Below are 16591 nucleotides of genomic sequence, written 5' to 3'. Positions count from 1 at the left end.
GGATCAGCCCTTCTTCGCTGCGTCGGAGACCGACTGGATCATCTGCTCGGGCGTGCTCTTGCCCGCCAGCAGGTCGACGACCGCGACGTTGAGCGCGTTGCCGACGTTCTGTCCGAGGACGGTGTCGAGCCACTGCGAGACGAAGGGAGCCTTGTTGTACGCGGCGAGGACCTCCTGGAGGTACTCCTCCTCGACCGCCTCCTGCGCGACCGAGTTCACCGGGGGAGCGTTGAAGGCCTTGTAGTAGGCCTCCTGCTGCTCGGCGCTGGCGAGGAAGTTCAGGAAGTCGGCGCACTCCTTCGGGGCCTTGGCCGAGCAGGAGTAGCCGTCGACGCCGCCCATGATCGAGCCGGGCTCACCGGCGCCGCCCGACAGCTCGGGGAACGGGAACCATGCCAGGTCGGGGAGAGGCTGCTCGTCCGGCGTGAGCGAGGCGATGACGCCCGGGTTCCAGGCGCCCATCAGCTCCATGCCCGCCTGGTGGTTCGCGATGAGGCCTGCGCTGCTGCCGGCGCCCTGCTGAGCCGAGGTCGTGAGGTAGCCCTCGTTGAACGGCTGCAGCTGGGCGAAGTCGGCGAGGTCCTCGGCCGACTTCAGCCAGCACTCGTCGCTGAAGTCCTTCGAGTCGCCGGTCTCCTCGATCGTCTCCGGGCTGCACTCGCGCAGGGCGAAGTTGTAGAACCAGTGCGCCGCCGGCCAAGCATCCTTCGCACCGAGGGCGATGGGGGCGATTCCGGCATCCTTGAGCTGCCCGACCACGGTCTCGAGATCGTCGATCGTCGCGGGGGCCTCGGTGACTCCGGCCTGCGTGAACAGGTCGGAGCTGTACCAGAAGCCGCTGGGGAGCACCGCGAGCGGCATCGCCCATACCTTGTCCTGGTAGGTCTCGGCCTTGAACGAGCCCTCGGAGATCTCTTCCTTGGCGGTGTCGCCGATGAGGTCGGTGAGGTCCATGAGCTGTCCGGCCTGCACCATGGCGGCCATCTTGCCGCCACCGCGCTGCAGGAAGATGTCGGGCGGGTCGCCCGCGTTGAGCGCCGTCTGGAGCTTGCCGTCCATGTCCTCGTTCTGCACGGACTGCATCGAGATCTTGACGTTCTCGTTCTCCGCCTCGAATGCGGCGATGGCATCCTTCCAGAACTGCTGGCCGGGGCCGGTCGTCGAGTTCTGCCAGAGCGTCATCTCGACGGTGCCGTCAGCGCTGCCTCCGTCGCCGTTGCCGCTGCAGGAGGTGAGGGCGAGGGCCCCCACCGCCAGGACGGCTGCCGTGACGGCCGCCTTGCGGCGAGCCGTGATGGTGCGTGCCATGTGATTCCTTCTCTCTTCGTTGAGTGGACATCTGCCGATGAGCGCGCCGCGGCCGGGCCCGGGCTGGGCTGCTCGAACCGCCGAGCGGCGATGCTCGGTGTCGTCGGACATTCGCTGGTGCTGTCGGACACCGAAAGTTTGCGCGGGCAACAAAGAGGTGTCAAACGTTTTCGAAAACGGTTTCCATTTCGGGCTAGCATGCGGTCATGGACCGACGACGACCCACCATCCACGACGTCGCGGAGCGTGCCGGCGTCTCCGTGTCGACCGTGTCGAAGGCTGTCAACGGCCGTTACGGGGTTGCGACGGCGACCGTGGATGCTGTGATGGCGGCCGTCGCGGAGCTCGGCTATGAGTCGAGCCTGATCGCCAGCAGCATGCGGTCGCGATCGACCGGTGTGATCGGCGTGCTCGTCGCCGACTTCGAACCGTTCAGCGCCGAGATCCTCAAGGGGGTGGGCGAGGCGCTCCGCGACACGAGCTACGACCTGCTCGCCTACTCGGGGTCGCGCGGTGACGAAGAGGGGTGGGAGCGCCGGTCACTGTCCCGCCTGAGCGGAACGCTGATCGACGGGGCGATCATGGTCACCCCGACCGTCGTCAAGGCGAGCGCCGACGTGCCGCTGGTCGCGATCGACCCGCACACCGGTCCGGCCGACGTCCCCATCGTCGAGAGCGACAGCTACGGAGGCGCCCGCGAGGCGACGGCCTACCTCATCGGCATGGGGCACACGCGCATCGGCTACATCGCCGGGCGCGCCGACCTGCGCTCGTCGATCGCACGTGACGCGGGGTATCGTCGGGCGCTCGCCGACGCCGGCATCCCGTTCGATGCGACCTACGTCGGTGCGGGGCGCTATCGCGAGGCAACGGTGCGCGAGGTCGCGATCGAGATGCTGTCGACGCCCAACCGGCCCACCGCGGTCTTCGCGGCGAACGACGTGTCGGCCATCGCGATCCTGCAGGTCGCCGCCGAGCTCGGGCTCGAGGTTCCCCGCGACCTGTCGATCGTCGGATTCGACGACATCCCCGAGGCGACGCGGCTTCCGGTCCCCCTCACGACGGTGCGGCAGCCGATGGGGCGGCTGGGCGCGGCCGCCGTCCAGATGCTGCTGGCCCTCATGCGCGGTGAGACTCCGCCGGCCACGCACCTGCGCCTCCCGACGAAGCTCGTAGCCCGGCAGACGACCGCGCCGCCGGTGCGGCAACGGGCCGGATGACGGCGTCGCACCGCGACGCGCTCTAGGCTGTGTGCGTGCTGCTGAGTGATCGCGACATCCGTGCCGGAATCGATCAGGGCCGCATCGGCCTCGACCCCTGGGATGCCTCGATGGTGCAGCCCTCGAGTGTCGATGTGCGCCTCGACCGGTACTTCCGGCTGTTCGACAACCACAAGTACCCCTTCATCGATCCGGCGCAGGACCAGCCCGAGCTGACCCGGCTGATCGAGGTCGAGCCCGACCAGCCGTTCATCCTGCACCCCGGCGAGTTCGCGCTGGGATCGACCTTCGAGCAGGTGCGCCTCGGCGACGACGTCGCCGCGCGCCTGGAGGGGAAGTCGTCGCTCGGCCGCCTCGGCCTCATCACCCACTCGACGGCCGGCTTCATCGACCCAGGGTTCTCCGGCCACGTGACGCTCGAGCTCGCCAACGTCGCGACCCTGCCGATCAAGCTCTGGCCCGGCATGAAGATCGGCCAGCTCTGCTTCTTCCAGCTCAGCTCGCCGAGTGAGAACTCCTACGGATCGGGCCCCTACGGCAATCGCTACCAGGGGCAGCGCGGGCCGACGGCATCCCGCTCGTTCCAGAACTTCCACCGCACCGACGTCGGCACGATCGACGCCGGGTCGCGCGGCGCCTGACGCCGCGTGCGGCATGCACGAGGCCCCGAGGCTCGCGCCTCGGGGCCGTCGCAGGCGATGCCGCGGATCAGGCGGCGTCGCGTCCCGCCGCGAAGCCCGCGGTGAAGCCGCGCTCGAAGGCGTGCTCGCCGCGGTGCGCGTGCTCGCCGCGGTGCGCGTGGTCGCCGCGGTGCGGGTGCTCGCCGAAGCGCGGGCCGCAGCCGTGACCGCGACCGAAGCCGTGCCCGAAGCCGTGTCGACCACGAGGGCCGAATCGGCGCGGTGAGGTCTCGTCCCAGCCGAGCCCGCGGGCGATCGCCTCGAGTGAGGCGACGGTGGTGGCGTAGTCCTCCTCGGTGACGGTGCTGCGCACGCGGTCGCGCACGCCGCTCACGAGCGCGTGGATGCGGTCGCGTTCGCGCCGTCCGTCGTCGGTGATGATCCAGGCCCCGTCGCGCTCGGCGGCCCAGCCGCGAGCGGCGAGCGACCGGACGCGCTTGCCGCCCCGCTGCACGCGCTCGGCGAGCTCGGGGATGTCGCGCTCGCCGGCCAGGACGTTGAGCACCGCCCAGTCGCGGCGGTCGAGCCCTTCGGCCGACAGCGTCCGATGCATCTCGGACGACAGGGCCGTCTCGGCGGCGCGCATCCAGAAGGTCAGCGGCCGCGTACGCGGGTGGGGAGTCTCGGAGGTGTTGTCGTGGGTGTTCATGGTGTTCCCTTCGTGGGCCGGTGCGTCCGACCCGAGATGTATGTCATTTGTCATGTACATGCACTATGACATGTAGCTCAGGTGCATGTCAAGTCGCATGTATTCTCGAAGCATGACGGCCGCCGACGACCCGCAGATCGATGCCATCGCCGATGCCCTCGGTCGCCTCCGCGGACTGCGGCGGCCCGGGCCGGGCATCGAGCGCGGGCCGCACACGCACGGGGGGTTCGGCGCCCACGCCGGGCATGGCCCGCACGGACATCGCGGCGGCCCGTTCGCCGAGGGGCGCGGCCGGATGGCGGGGCTTGCGCGCCTGCGGATGCTCGAGGTGCTCGTCGCGGCATCCCATCCGCTCACCGTCAGCGAGATCGGCGAGGCGATCGGTGTCGACCAGCCGCGTGCCTCGCGACTCGTCCAGCAGGCGGTCGACCTCGGCCTGGTGCGTCGGGAGGCCGACCCCGACGATGCCCGCCGCACCCGCATCGCGCTCACCGACGAGGGGCGCCGATTCGCGCAGAGCGTGCGGGGTGAGCGTCGCGCTGCCCTCGGCAGCGCGCTGGACGGGTTCACCGACGACGAGCGCTCCGAGCTGGCCCGACTGCTCACCAAACTCGCCGACGCCTGGCCGCGCCCCTGACGCATAGCCGCTGTCGCCGCCGCGGGCAACTGGCCTTCCCCGCTTTGCGTCGCGCCGGTATCCTGTCACCCTGGTTCGGTGAGCACCGACAATCAGCCCTCTCCCGCAGAACGCATAGCCGCGGTGTCCACCCCGGGCACGATCGCCCGCTGGGTGTTCTGGCCCGCCGCGGTGGTGATCGTCGGGTTCAGCGCCTTCGCGATCATCTTCCCCACCACGGCCGAGTCGTTCTTCGGCGCCATCCAGACCTCGATCGTCGACTCGTTCAACTGGTACTACGTCCTCATCGCCGCCTTCTTCGTCGGCTTCGCGATCTTCGTGGGCTTCAGTCGCTTCGGCGACATCAAGCTCGGGCGCGACGATGACGAGCCCGAGTTCTCGACGGGGTCGTGGTTCTCGCTCCTCTTCGCCGCGGGCATGGGCATCGGCCTCGTCTTCTACGGCGTGAGCGAGCCCCTCAGCCACTTCGTCGACCCGCGTCCGGGTGTCACCGGTACCGAGCAGCAGCTCGCGCAGAGCGCTCTGACGCAGACCTACCTGCACTGGGGCGTGCACGCCTGGGCGATGTACGTCGTCGTCGGGCTCGCCCTCGCGTACGCGATCCACCGTCGCCGCCGCCCGATCTCGATCCGCTGGGCGCTCGAGCCCCTGCTCGGCAACCGTGTCCGCGGCGCCGCCGGCAACGTCATCGACGCGGTCGCCCTCGTCGGCACGCTGTTCGGCGTCGCCACCTCGCTCGGCCTCGGCGTCATGCAGATGGGGTCGGGGCTCGAGTTCATCGGCCTCCCGCCCATGAACGACGCGATGCTCATCGGGCTCATCGCGATCGTGTCGGTCTTCGTGCTGTTCTCGGTGCTGTCGGGCGTGACGAAGGGGATGAAGTGGCTCTCCAACTTCAACCTCATCGTCGCCGGTCTTCTGCTGCTGTTCCTGCTCTTCGTCGGCCCGACGCAGTTCCTCCTGCGCGAATGGGTGCAGTCCATCGGCGCGTACATCCAGGACTTCATCGGTCTCTCGTTCACGGTCAGCGCGCTCCAGGGGGCGGCCGGCGAGGCCTGGCAGGCGCAGTGGACGTCGTTCTACTGGGGCTGGTGGATCTCGTGGGCGCCCTTCGTCGGCATCTTCATCGCGCGCGTCAGCAAGGGGCGCACGGTGCGCCAGTTCGTCGCGGGCGTGCTGCTCGTTCCCACGTTGATCGGCATCCTGTGGTTCGCCGTCCTCGGCGGCTCGGCGCTGTACCGCGAGCTCGAGCAGCCCGGGTCGATGCTCGCCGCCGACGGGTCGGTGAACCTGCAGGGCGCCCTGTTCCAGTTGCTCGAGGGGCTGCCGGCGGGAGGCGTGCTGACGATCGGGGCCATCGTCCTGATCGCCGTGTTCTTCATCACCTCGGCAGACTCGGGCGCGCTCGTCATGGGCATGATCGCGACGGGCGGAAACCCCGAGCCGCCGCGCTGGGTGCGCACCTTCTTCGTCGTCATCACCGCCGCCCTCGCGAGCGCGCTCCTGCTCGCCGGAGGCCTGCAGGCGCTGCAGACGGCGGCGATCCTGATCGCCCTGCCGTTCTCGATCGTCATGCTCCTGATGTGCTGGTCGACGGTGCTCGCCTTCCAGCGGGAACGTCGCGCTTACGCCCGCGCCGAGCGCGCGCAGTTCATCGAGCGCATCGGCGACCACTACGGGCTCGAGGTCGAGGAGCCGAACGAACGGGGAGTGCGCTTCCCGTGGATCGTCGGCAGGCGCGGCTGACACAGCTGCCGCGGATCGTCAGTGAACCGTCTCGAAGGCGCCGGGCCCGACCGCCCGGCGCCTTCGTCGTACGCTGGGCGGATGCTCCCGGTGTCTTCCGCCCGTCTGACCGATGTTCCCGCCGAAACGCTCTACCGTCTGCTCTGGCTGCGCGTCAGCGTGTTCGTCGTCGAACAGGCCGCGGCCTACCCCGAGCTGGACGGCCGCGACCTCGAGCCCGACACCGAGCTCTTCTGGGTCGAGGACCACGGGCACGTGCTCGCGACGCTCCGGCTGCTTCGCGATGCCTCGGGGAACGCGCGCATCGGCCGAGTCGCGACCGCCGCCGACGCGCGCGGCCGTGGCCTCTCGGCGCAGCTCATGCGCGCGGCGGTCGAACGCGCCGGCGAGCGGTGGCCCGGGGCCGTGATCGACCTCGACGCGCAGAAGCACCTCGCCGACTGGTACGGCCGGTTCGGGTTCGTGATCAGCGGACCGGAGTTCTCCGAGGACGACATCCCGCACGTCCCCATGCAGCGTCCCGCCTGAACCTGCTCAGCGGATGCGGGCCTGTCTCGGCAGTCGCACGAACAGCAGCAGCACGAGCCCGAGGAGCAGCACCACGGCGATGCCCAGCACGCCCCAGATGATGCTGCCGAACCACGCGATGAACAGAGCCCACATCGCGGGGGAGAGGAAGCTCGCGACGCGACCGGTCGTGGCGTAGAGCCCGAAGATCTCGCCCTGCATGCCGGGAGGCGTCACACGGGCCAGCAGCGAGCGGCTCGCGGCCTGGGCGGGGCCGACGCACCCCGAGAGGATGAGTCCGGCGATCCAGAACACGATTGATCCGGCATCCTGCAGGACGAACAGCAGCACGGCCACGGCGATGAGGCCCGACAGGGTCGCGACGATCACGGCGCGTGCCCCGAACCGGTCGTCGAATCGTCCGGCGACGATGGTGGACGCGCCGGCGACGAGGTTCGCGGCGATGCCGAAGATCATGACCTCCGTCGCCGAGAACCCGAACGCGCGTGCCGCCAGGACGCCGCCGAAGGCGAAGACGCCCGCCAGGCCGTCGCGGTACACCGCGCTCGCCAGGAGGAACCAGAACGTCGGGCGTTCCGTGCGGTACAGGCGGACGATGTCGGCCACCAGGTGCGCGTACGCCGCGAAGAAACCGACCTTCTCCGTGGTGTGGGGCGCGGAGCGCTCGGGCACGTTCAGCATCAGCGGGATGGCGAAGACGATCGTCCACACGCCACAGCCCACGGCGATGAGCCGGTAGGCGAGACCGTTGCTGGTGTCCATCCCGAACCAGTCGGCGAAGGTGAGGGCGACCACGAGGGCCAGGGCGATGATGCCGCCGATGTAGCCGAGGCCCCAGCCCAGACCGCTGACCCGTCCGATCGTGCGGGGGGTCGAGACCTCGACGAGCATGGCGTTGTAGTTGACGCCCGCGATCTCCGAGACGACGGCGCCGAGAGAGAGCACGATCGCGCCGTACCAGAAGAAGGCCGGGTCGGCGAAGGTGAAGAACAGGGCGAACTGCAGCAGCGCGAGGACGACGGTGAACACCCCGAGCCATCGCTTCTTCCGCCCCGACCGGTCGGCGGTCTGTCCCAGCACGGGGGCGAGCAGCAGGATCAGGATGCCGGCGGCGGTCGAGGCGACGCCGTAGCCGCTCGCCAATTCGGCCAGCGCCGCCTCCTTCACCGGGTCGGTGTCGGGCAGCGCCGCGATGTCGGCGGGGAGGAACGAATCCGAGACGAGGAACAGCGACGCGAAGACGAACGTGAGGATGACGGAGTTGAAGGGCTGCGTCGCCCAGTCCCAGAGCGCCCACGACACGACGGCCTTGCGGGGGATCGGCTGCTCGTCGACGTCGCGGGTCCGCATGGCGGCGATGCGCCCGAGTGCCTGCGTGTCGGCGGCCGTCGGAGGCGCCGGCACGCCGGGATCGGATGCCTGTGGGGAGCGGCCCGCGCCGGGTGGGTCGGTCTCGGGTGACATGCCGGGCACGCTACGACCTCTCCGTGAACACTCGGTGCCGCCGGTCGGCGGCGCGTCGCGTCATCGCGACGGGGTCAGCGTATCCGTCGCCGGGCGGGGGAGCGTGCTTTTCAGTCGCGACGCGCGAACCGGTAGCCGATGCCGCGCACCGTCTCGATCCAGCGGCCCGTACGGCCGTCGTCGCCGAGCTTGCGCCGCAGGTTCATCAGGTGGACCTCGACCGCGTGGAGATCATGTCCGCTGACGTGTTCGCCGTGGGCGCCGCTCTGCCGGCGCAGCATGAGCGCGATCCACGCCTTCTCGATGACGTCGCCGGGGCGCTGCATGAGCGCCTGCAGGACGTCGAACTCGGAGCGTGTGAGATCCAGCGACTGGCCGTCGAGCTCGACGCGGCGCGAGCCGGGGCTCAGCCGCAGCCCGCCGGCTTCGAGCCACGCCCCCGGCGCCGCCTCGCCGGGCTGGAGGGCGCGGGGGCGGCGCATCAGGGCGTCGATCCGGGCGCGCAGCTCGTAGAGGCGCCAGGGTTTGATGACGTAGTCGTCGGCACCGCTGCGGAACCCCTCGACCGTCGCGGTCTCGTCGTCGACGGCGCTGATGATCAGCACGTACCCGTCGTGGAACGCCCGGATGCGGCGGACGGCCTCGAACCCGTCGATCCCGTCGAGCTTGACGTCGACGGTCGTGAGGTCGGGGCGCAGCAAGCGCACCGCGTCGACGCCGGCCGGGCCGTCGGGGAAGGCATGCACGGCGAAGCCGTGCTGTTCGAGGGTCTGAGTCAGCAGGTGACGGAGGTCGTCGTCATCCTCGATGACGACAGCGCTGCGAGTCATGAGCGCCTCCGTGCGCGCGGGAACGCTCGGCGACCGCCCATCGCGGGCTCGATGTCGACGAGAGGCGAGTTCGGGTTCACGCTTCTTGTCATGGGTGGACTCAACATATAGCGCTCCCCTGGGAGGATCCGATGATGCCGCCTCAGGGTTACTCAGCTTTTCCTCAGTCCATCGTCATGCGGCTGACGCTGCTTATCGTCGAACTTGATACGACCAGACTCAAGTTCTCTTGACAGGGTTTTCCGGCGCGAGTACAGTTGAGTCATCGCGGCTCAGGTCGGGCCGCCGCAGACTTCCGATCCATTCGAACCGCAAGTAAGGAGACAACTCATGGCACGTGCAGTGGGTATCGACCTGGGCACGACGAACTCCGTCGTGGCCGTCCTCGAGGGCGGCGAGCCCAAGGTCATCGCCAACGCCGAAGGGCTCCGTACGACCCCCTCGGTCGTCGCGTTCACCAAGGACGGCGAGGTCCTCGTCGGTGAGACCGCCAAGCGGCAGGCCGTCACCAACGTCGACCGCACGCTGACCTCGGTCAAGCGCCACATGGGCACCGACTGGAAGACCCAGTCGATCGACGGCAAGGCGTACACGCCGCAGGAGATCTCGGCCCGTATCCTCCAGAAGCTCAAGCGCGACGCCGAGCAGTACCTGGGTGACACGGTGACGGACGCCGTCATCACCGTCCCCGCGTACTTCAACGACGCCGAGCGCCAGGCCACCAAGGAGGCCGGCGAGATCGCGGGTCTCAACGTCCTGCGCATCATCAACGAGCCGACGGCCGCCGCGCTCGCCTACGGTCTCGACAAGGGCAAGGAGGACGAGCTCATCCTCGTCTTCGACCTCGGTGGCGGAACCTTCGACGTCTCGCTGCTCGAGGTGGGCAAGGACGACGACTTCTCGACCATCCAGGTGCGCGCCACCGCCGGTGACAACCGCCTCGGTGGTGACGACTGGGACCAGCGCATCGTCGAGTACCTGATCAAGCAGTTCAAGGACACGACCGGCGTCGACGTCTCCGGCGACAAGATCGCGCTGCAGCGCCTCAAGGAGGCCGCTGAGCAGGCGAAGAAGGAGCTCTCGAGCTCGCAGTCGACCTCGATCAACCTGCCTTACCTCTCGCTCACCGACTCGGGCCCCGTCTCGTTGTCCGAGACGCTGTCGCGCGCGAAGTTCGAGGACCTCACCAAGGACCTGCTCGACCGCACGAAGAAGCCGTTCGAGGACGTCATCCGCGAGGCCGGCATCAAGGTCGGCGACATCGACCACGTCGTGCTCGTGGGTGGTTCCACCCGTATGCCCGCCGTGTCGGAGCTCGTGAAGAAGGAAGCCGGCAAGGAGCCCAACAAGGGCGTGAACCCGGACGAGGTCGTCGCCGTCGGCGCCGCCCTGCAGGCCGGCGTCCTGAAGGGCGAGCGCAAGGACGTCCTCCTCATCGACGTGACCCCCCTGAGCCTCGGGATCGAGACCAAGGGCGGCATCATGACGAAGCTCATCGAGCGCAACACCGCCATCCCCACCAAGCGCAGCGAGACCTTCACGACCGCCGACGACAACCAGCCGTCGGTCGCCATCCAGGTCTTCCAGGGCGAGCGCGACTTCACCCGCGACAACAAGCCGCTCGGCACGTTCGAGCTCACGGGCATCGCACCGGCGCCCCGCGGCATCCCGCAGGTCGAGGTCACCTTCGACATCGACGCGAACGGCATCGTTCACGTCTCGGCGAAGGACAAGGGCACCGGCAAGGAGCAGTCGATGACGATCACCGGCGGCTCGTCGCTGCCCAAGGACGACATCGAGCGCATGGTGCGCGAGGCCGAGGAGCACGCGGCAGAGGACAAGAAGCGCCGTGAGGCCGCCGAGGTCCGCAACCAGGCCGAGACCCTGTCGTACTCGATCGAGAAGCTGATCGCCGACAACGCCGACAAGCTCCCCGAGGACGTCAAGACCGAGGTCCAGGGCGACGTCGACGCGCTGAAGACCGCGCTCGCTGGCGACGACGACGAGGCCGTGAAGACCGCGTTCGAGAAGCTCAACGCATCGCAGGGCAAGCTCGGCGAGGCGATCTACGCGCAGGGTCAGGCCGACCAGGCGCAGGGCGCCCCGACCGACGCTCCCACCGGTGACACCGGTGCGGCGGCATCCGATGAGGATGTCGTCGACGCCGAGGTCGTCGAAGACGAGGACGAGAAGAAGTAATCATGACCAACAAGGACTTCGAAGAGCCGCACGGCGAAGACGAGGTCCTCGGCGGGAAGGGGTCGGACGCCCAGGCGTCCGGCCCCGACGCGCACGAGGCCTCCGGAGCATCGGATGCCGCCGACGCCGCGGCTGCGGACGACGAACTGACCATCGACGACATCCTCGGAGCGACGCAGTCCGACGAGGCGGCCGTCGCCGAGGCGCCGGCCGAGGAGCACGACCTGCTGCTCGACCTCAAGCGCGTGCAGGCCGAGTACGCCAACTACCGTCGGCGTACCGAGGACCAGCGCGAGGCCGAGATCGAGCGCGCCAAGGGGTCGGTCGCCAAGGGGCTGCTGCCCGTGCTCGACGACCTCGACCGTGCCGACAAGCACGGTGACCTCGTCGAGGGATCGCCGCTCGCTGTGATCGCGGACAAGCTCCGAGGGGTCGTGGCGCGCTTGGGTGTCGAGTCCTACGGCGCCGCCGGCGACGCCTTCGACCCGCAGCAGCACGAGGCGATCTTCCAGGCGCCCACCCCGGGCACGGCCGAGCCGACGATCCTCGAGGTCGTCGAGGTCGGCTACCGCCTCGGCAGCATCGAGCTGCGTCCGGCGAAGGTCGTCGTCGCCGTGCCGGCCGAATAGGAGGCAACGACATGGCCAGTCAGGACTGGTTCGATAAGGACTTCTACAATGTGCTGGGCGTCTCCAAAGACGTCTCCGACAGCGACCTGAAGAAGACCTACCGCAAGCTCGCGCGCAAGTACCACCCCGACTCGACGCAGGGCGACCCCGCGGCCGAGGCGAAGTTCAAGGAGATCAGCGAGGCGTACTCCGTGCTCTCCGACAAGGAGCAGCGTGCCGAGTACGACCAGATCCGGGCGATGGGGTCGGGCAGCGCCCGCTTCACCGCGGGTGGCCAGGGCGCCGGTGGCTTCGAGGACGTCTTCAGCGCCTTCAACCAGGGTGCGCGGGGCGGCGCCGGAGCGCGCGGCGCCGACTTCGACGACATCTTCGCGATGTTCAACCAGCAGACCGGGCGGTCCAGTCGCTTCGGGTCGGGCGGCTTCGGCCGCTCGACCGGAGGGTTCCAGGGCTTCGGCGGCCCGCAGCGCGGCGCCGACGTCACGGCGCGGACGACGCTCGACTTCGCCACGGCGGTTCGCGGCGACACCGTCACGCTCCAGGGCGAGGACGGCAAGCCGTTCAAGGTGAAGATCCCGGCCGGGGTCAAGGACGGGCAGAAGATCCGGCTGCGCGGTCGCGGGCGTCCCTCGCCCGATGGCGGAGAGCCGGGCGACATCGTCGTGAGCGTGACCGTCCGGCCGCATCCGGTGTTCACCCGCGACGGACTCAACCTCCGTGTCGTGGTGCCGGTGACCTTCACCGAGGCAGCCCTCGGTGCCACGATCGAGGTACCGACACTGGGCGGCGACCCGGTCAAGCTGCGGGTCGCGCCCGGCACCCCGTCGGGTCGCGTCCTGCGGGTCAAGGGGCGCGGCGTGAGCACGTCCAAAGGCACGGGCGACCTTCTGGCGGAGGTTCAAATCGCGGTTCCCGCCCATCTCGACGAGGAGGCCCGAGCGGCCCTCGAACGTTTCGCGGAGGTCGAGCCCCGCGAGAACCCCCGCGCCGACCTGATGAACAAGGCGCGCGGCTGATCCACCCGCTGCTCGCTCGCCGTCCCCGATCCCACGGAACGGGGCGGCGGGCTGGACGGCGACACCCGCGACGCCCAGGAGGTGACCAACCATGGCTGAAGACGACATCGACGAGGACGCCCCGATCTTCGCGATCGCGGCCGCGGCGGAGCTCGCGGCCATGCACGCGCAGACCCTCCGGCAGTACGACCGGCTGGGCCTCGTGGTGCCCGGGCGCACGCAGGGAGGATCGCGTCGATACTCGCTGCGTCACATCCGGCAGCTGCGAGAAGTGGCGCGGATGTCTGCGGAGGGCATCAGCCTCCCCGCCATCGCGCGCATCCTGGAGCTCGAGAACGAGGTCGCTGGGCTCCGCCGCGAGGTGCGCGACCTCGAGCAACGACTGCGCGACGAGATGCAGCAGCGTCCCGGTGCGCGGGTCTTCGCCGCCGGCGCCACCGGCGCGGTCGTGACCCTACGTCACGGCGCGCGCGTGCGCCGGGCGACCGAGGTCGTGCTCTACCGCCGCCCCTCCGACCCGCCCGCGTCCCCGCAGTCGTAGCGACCCGACGCAAAGGGGCGTTATCCGACGCGCGAACCGACCATTCGGGTCGGTTCGCGCGTGTGGCGGGGATGTGGGTAGGGGTCCTGCACAGGCGGGGCGACGGAGATCGGATGTCGAACGGGCTGGGGAGATCTCGGGGTGGGGTGCGGAGGGCCGCCAGCCTGGACGGGTGGCACGCACTCCTGCTGAGCTTCCCGAGGCGCTGCCGGGTGCCTTCACGGTCGGGACGGCGCGCGCGACCGGGGTGACGCGCGGCAGACTCCGTTCGGCCGACCTGCCCGCGCCCTTCCACGGCATCCGCTCCCGTGCGCCCGTGACGGATGTGCGCGCGCTGGTGACCGCCTATCTGCCGAAACTGCGCCCGGGCGAGCACATCAGTCATGCCACGGCAGTGGCTCTCGTCGGCGGCTGGATCCCAGAGCGGCTGCGCGCGCAGGTGGATGTCGCGGCGCCGCGACCGCTCGGGCGTGCCCGTGGTGCCGGGGTGCGCGGGCACGAAGCCGCGGCGGCGAGTCCGTGGCGATTCGGACCCGTTCCGATCGCGCACCCGGCCGTCGCCTGGTGCCAATCGGCCGAGCTCATGGGCGAACGCGAGCTCGTCATCGCGGCAGACTCTCTCATGCGCAGGCATGATCCTGTCTTGTCGATCGAGCAGCTCCGTGGAGCGGTGGCGGGGTGGTCCGGTCGGCGCGGCGTACGCGCGCTCCGGCTCGCGTACGAACGTTGCCGGGAACGCACCGACTCCGTTGCGGAGACGGAGCTGCGTCTCGACGCCGAAGACCTCGGAATGACCACCTTCGAGGTCAACGCGGTCATCTGCGATGAGGCCGGGCGCTTCGTGGCCTATGGCGACCTCGTCGACGTCGAGCGGCGCGTGCTGTTGGAGTACGACGGTCAGCAGCACCGGCTCGACGACGCGCAGTACGGCCGCGACGTCGACCGCCTCGACGACCTCGCTCGCCTCGGCTGGCGCGTCATCCGGGTGAACAGGACCCACCGCGGCGCGCGGCGGCGCGCCATTCTCCTCCGCGCACGCGAGGCGCTGGCCCGCTGACCCCGGCCCTCCGTGACTCTGCGCCCAACCGACGCGAAAGGTCGCTCCGGCCGGTGATCGACGACGCTTTGCGTCGGGTCGGCGATCAGGCGGGTGGGAGGCGGAGGGTGCCAGCCGACTCGTCGAGGGTCAGGTCGTCGACGACGCGGAGCGAGCGGGCGAGGTGATCGAGCTCGTCGAGAACCGTTCCCACGCGCTCGCGGTCGCTGCACACGGCCGAGAGCGTCACGAGATGCGTCCCGGTGTCCCACGTGTACGAGACGAACGGCGGCGTCCGCGGATCGGGCGGCAGCGTCATCACGAGCTTCTCGCCCGCCCCGAGGTAGGGGGAGCGGAAGTCCTCGGTGTCGTCGTACTCCATCGGCATCATCGCCCGCGCGGTGCGTACCTGCGGCGTCGCTTCCTGCATCTGCGCGAGCACGACGACCAGCTCGGGGTCGGCCTTCCACATCCAGGCCCGTACGCGCCCGTTCGCGCGGCGCATGAGCATCGGCACGGCCTGGCTCGCAGCCCACGCCGCGAAGCGCCCGCCCGGGCGCGGCGCGGCGCCGATCGCGGCGTTCGCCTGGCTCAGCAGCATCCCGATGGCGCGCTTGCGGGCGCGGCGTCCGGAGAATCCGAATGATTCGGTGACGGGTACCCAGCGGGCGGGATCGGCATCGGCTTCGAGTCGGGCCATGACCACAGCCTAGGGATGCCGCCTGGGTGCTCGCCCCCGTCTACCGCGCAGCCCGCGGCGCAGGCCCGTGCCGCCCGGTTTTCCCCAACGCCGCACCGCCTCCCGGAAGCCCCAAGACCGCTCGGGTAAGCTCAGGCCCGCCGCGTCGGCCACAGCCGGCGGCACTCCGCCGTACAGATTGGGCCTGACCCGTGACCGAATCCACGACGACCGAGGGTGTTCCCGCCGACAGTACGCGCGCGCCCCTGACCATCGTGATGGGCGCCGACACCTTCGCCCCCGACGTCAATGGCGCCGCCCGTTTCGCCGAGCGGCTCTCCGCCGGCCTGGCCGCCCGCGGTCACGACGTGCACGTCGTGACGCCGAGCGTGAAGCACTCGCAGTCGGGCATCTTCACCGAGAACATCGAGGGCGCCGACCTCACCGTCCACCGCCTGCCCGGGTGGCGCTGGTACCCGCACGACTGGCTGCGCTTCGTACTGCCCTGGCGCTCGAAGCACTACGCACGGCGCGTGCTCGACTCGGTCAAGCCCGACGTGGTCCACAGCCAGTCGCACATCGTCATCGGGCGCGGACTCACGCGCGAGGCGCGCAAGCGCGGCATCCCCGTCGTCGCGACCAACCACGTCATGGCCGAGAACGTCATCGACTTCACGACGCTCCCGCCGTTCCTCGACAAGATCATCATCAAGCTCTGCTGGGACGACGCCAAGCGCACGTTCCTGATGTCGCGTGCCGTGACCACGCCCACACGCAAGGCCGCGGAGTTCCTCGAGGACACGATCGACATCTCGGGCGTCATCCCGATCAGCTGCGGCATCGACAAGCGCAACTACACCCCCGACCTCACCCCGCGCGAGCACCGCCGCATCCTGTTCGTCGGGCGCCTCACGACCGAGAAGCACGTCGAGGTCACCCTGAAGGCCGTCGCCAAGCTCGCCCCCGAGCTCGACGTCCACTTCGACATCGTCGGCGGCGGCGACCAGCGCCGGAACCTCGAGCAGACCGCGCAGCAGCTCGGCATCAGCGACCGCGTCACGTTCTATGGGCGTACCGACGAGGCCGACCTGCGGGCGGCATACACGCGGGCCGACGTCTTCGCGATCGCGTCGATCGCCGAGCTGCAGTCGATCGCGACGATGGAGGCCATGGCTTCGGGGCTGCCCGTCGTCGCGGCGGATGCCGTCGCCCTGCCGCACCTCGTCCAGTCCGGTGTGAACGGCTACCTCTTCGAGCCCGGCAACGTCGACGATCTCGCCGACAAGCTGCGCCGGGTGCTCACCGCCTCTCCCGAGGAGTACCTGCGGATGCAGCAGGCCTCGCTCGACGGTGTCGAGATCCACGACATCGAGCGCACCCTCGACACTTTCGAGAAGCTCTACCGCGGCGAGCCGCTCGACGCGTGACG

16 protein-coding genes are annotated in these 16591 nt (G+C 69.8%); 11 read left to right on the top strand and 5 right to left on the bottom strand.

Annotated elements, in window-relative coordinates; genetic code table 11:
• Positions 1-3: 3 nt before the first annotated feature.
• Complete coding sequence (locus MTS1_RS07670; protein ID WP_052007628.1) at positions 4-1308, bottom strand: ABC transporter substrate-binding protein; 1305 nt, start codon at positions 1306-1308, stop codon at positions 4-6.
• Between the two features lie 206 nt (positions 1309-1514).
• Between MTS1_RS07670 and MTS1_RS07665 the strand changes: the two genes are divergently transcribed.
• Both MTS1_RS07665 and dcd read left to right on the top strand, forming a co-directional pair.
• Positions 1515-2528: a LacI family DNA-binding transcriptional regulator gene (locus tag MTS1_RS07665; RefSeq protein WP_023952840.1), complete on the top strand. Its 1014-nt coding sequence runs from the start codon at positions 1515-1517 to the stop codon at positions 2526-2528.
• 35 nt (positions 2529-2563) lie between these two features.
• The gene (gene dcd / locus MTS1_RS07660) at positions 2564-3169 is read left to right on the top strand and encodes a dCTP deaminase (RefSeq protein WP_023952839.1); all 606 of its coding nucleotides are present in this window, start codon (positions 2564-2566) and stop codon (positions 3167-3169) included.
• Positions 3170-3236: 67 nt separating this feature from the next.
• Here dcd and MTS1_RS07655 read toward each other — a convergent pair whose 3' ends face one another.
• Positions 3237-3857 carry a MarR family winged helix-turn-helix transcriptional regulator gene (locus MTS1_RS07655; RefSeq protein ID WP_023952838.1) on the bottom strand — a complete coding sequence of 207 codons (621 nt, stop codon included), beginning with the start codon at positions 3855-3857 and terminating at the stop codon, positions 3237-3239.
• Positions 3858-3969: 112 nt separating this feature from the next.
• On the opposite strand from MTS1_RS07655, the gene MTS1_RS16815 reads away from it, so the two are divergent.
• The 3 genes from MTS1_RS16815 to MTS1_RS07640 all read left to right on the top strand — a co-directional run bounded on the left by MTS1_RS16815 (position 3970) and on the right by MTS1_RS07640 (position 6768).
• On the top strand, positions 3970-4494 hold the full coding sequence (locus MTS1_RS16815) for a MarR family winged helix-turn-helix transcriptional regulator (RefSeq protein WP_023952837.1): 525 nt from the start codon (positions 3970-3972) through the stop codon (positions 4492-4494).
• A gap of 78 nt (positions 4495-4572) precedes the next feature.
• Positions 4573-6240, top strand: coding sequence for a BCCT family transporter (locus MTS1_RS07645; RefSeq protein WP_036304700.1), 1668 nt, complete (start codon positions 4573-4575; stop codon positions 6238-6240).
• A gap of 81 nt (positions 6241-6321) precedes the next feature.
• Complete coding sequence (locus MTS1_RS07640; RefSeq protein WP_023952833.1) at positions 6322-6768, top strand: GNAT family N-acetyltransferase; 447 nt, start codon at positions 6322-6324, stop codon at positions 6766-6768.
• Positions 6769-6774: 6 nt separating this feature from the next.
• On the opposite strand, the gene MTS1_RS07635 is transcribed toward MTS1_RS07640, so the two are convergent.
• Together MTS1_RS07635 and MTS1_RS07630 are read right to left on the bottom strand one after the other, a co-directional pair.
• On the bottom strand, positions 6775-8232 hold the full coding sequence (locus tag MTS1_RS07635) for an MFS transporter (protein WP_081731754.1): 1458 nt from the start codon (positions 8230-8232) through the stop codon (positions 6775-6777).
• 110 nt (positions 8233-8342) lie between these two features.
• On the bottom strand, positions 8343-9062 hold the full coding sequence (locus tag MTS1_RS07630) for a response regulator transcription factor (RefSeq protein ID WP_023952829.1): 720 nt from the start codon (positions 9060-9062) through the stop codon (positions 8343-8345).
• A 330-nt stretch (positions 9063-9392) separates the two neighbouring features.
• On the opposite strand from MTS1_RS07630, the gene dnaK reads away from it, so the two are divergent.
• The 5 genes from dnaK (at position 9393) to MTS1_RS07605 (ending at position 14504) form a co-directional block, all read left to right on the top strand.
• A complete protein-coding gene (gene dnaK / locus MTS1_RS07625; RefSeq protein ID WP_023952827.1) occupies positions 9393-11261 on the top strand; it encodes a molecular chaperone DnaK in 1869 nt (622 codons plus the stop codon).
• Between the two features lie 2 nt (positions 11262-11263).
• Complete coding sequence (locus tag MTS1_RS07620; protein WP_023952826.1) at positions 11264-11890, top strand: nucleotide exchange factor GrpE; 627 nt, start codon at positions 11264-11266, stop codon at positions 11888-11890.
• Between the two features lie 11 nt (positions 11891-11901).
• Positions 11902-12906, top strand: a complete 1005-nt coding sequence (locus MTS1_RS07615; protein WP_023952825.1) for a DnaJ C-terminal domain-containing protein — start codon at positions 11902-11904, stop codon at positions 12904-12906.
• Between the two features lie 91 nt (positions 12907-12997).
• Positions 12998-13447: a heat shock protein transcriptional repressor HspR gene (locus MTS1_RS07610; RefSeq protein ID WP_023952824.1), complete on the top strand. Its 450-nt coding sequence runs from the start codon at positions 12998-13000 to the stop codon at positions 13445-13447.
• Positions 13448-13619: 172 nt separating this feature from the next.
• Positions 13620-14504: a hypothetical protein gene (locus MTS1_RS07605; protein ID WP_023952823.1), complete on the top strand. Its 885-nt coding sequence runs from the start codon at positions 13620-13622 to the stop codon at positions 14502-14504.
• Positions 14505-14589: 85 nt separating this feature from the next.
• Here MTS1_RS07605 and MTS1_RS07600 read toward each other — a convergent pair whose 3' ends face one another.
• A complete protein-coding gene (locus MTS1_RS07600) occupies positions 14590-15183 on the bottom strand; it encodes a hypothetical protein (protein WP_023952822.1) in 594 nt (197 codons plus the stop codon).
• A gap of 257 nt (positions 15184-15440) precedes the next feature.
• On the opposite strand from MTS1_RS07600, the gene MTS1_RS07595 reads away from it, so the two are divergent.
• Positions 15441-16589 (top strand): glycosyltransferase, encoded by a 1149-nt coding sequence (locus tag MTS1_RS07595; protein ID WP_370576219.1) that lies wholly within the window; start codon positions 15441-15443, stop codon positions 16587-16589.
• Positions 16590-16591 lie beyond the last annotated feature (2 nt).

Source organism: Microbacterium sp. TS-1, from assembly GCF_000509385.1.
In the GTDB taxonomy this organism is placed as follows: domain Bacteria; phylum Actinomycetota; class Actinomycetes; order Actinomycetales; family Microbacteriaceae; genus Microbacterium; species Microbacterium arborescens.
This window is presented reverse-complemented; position numbering and strand designations above follow the sequence as displayed.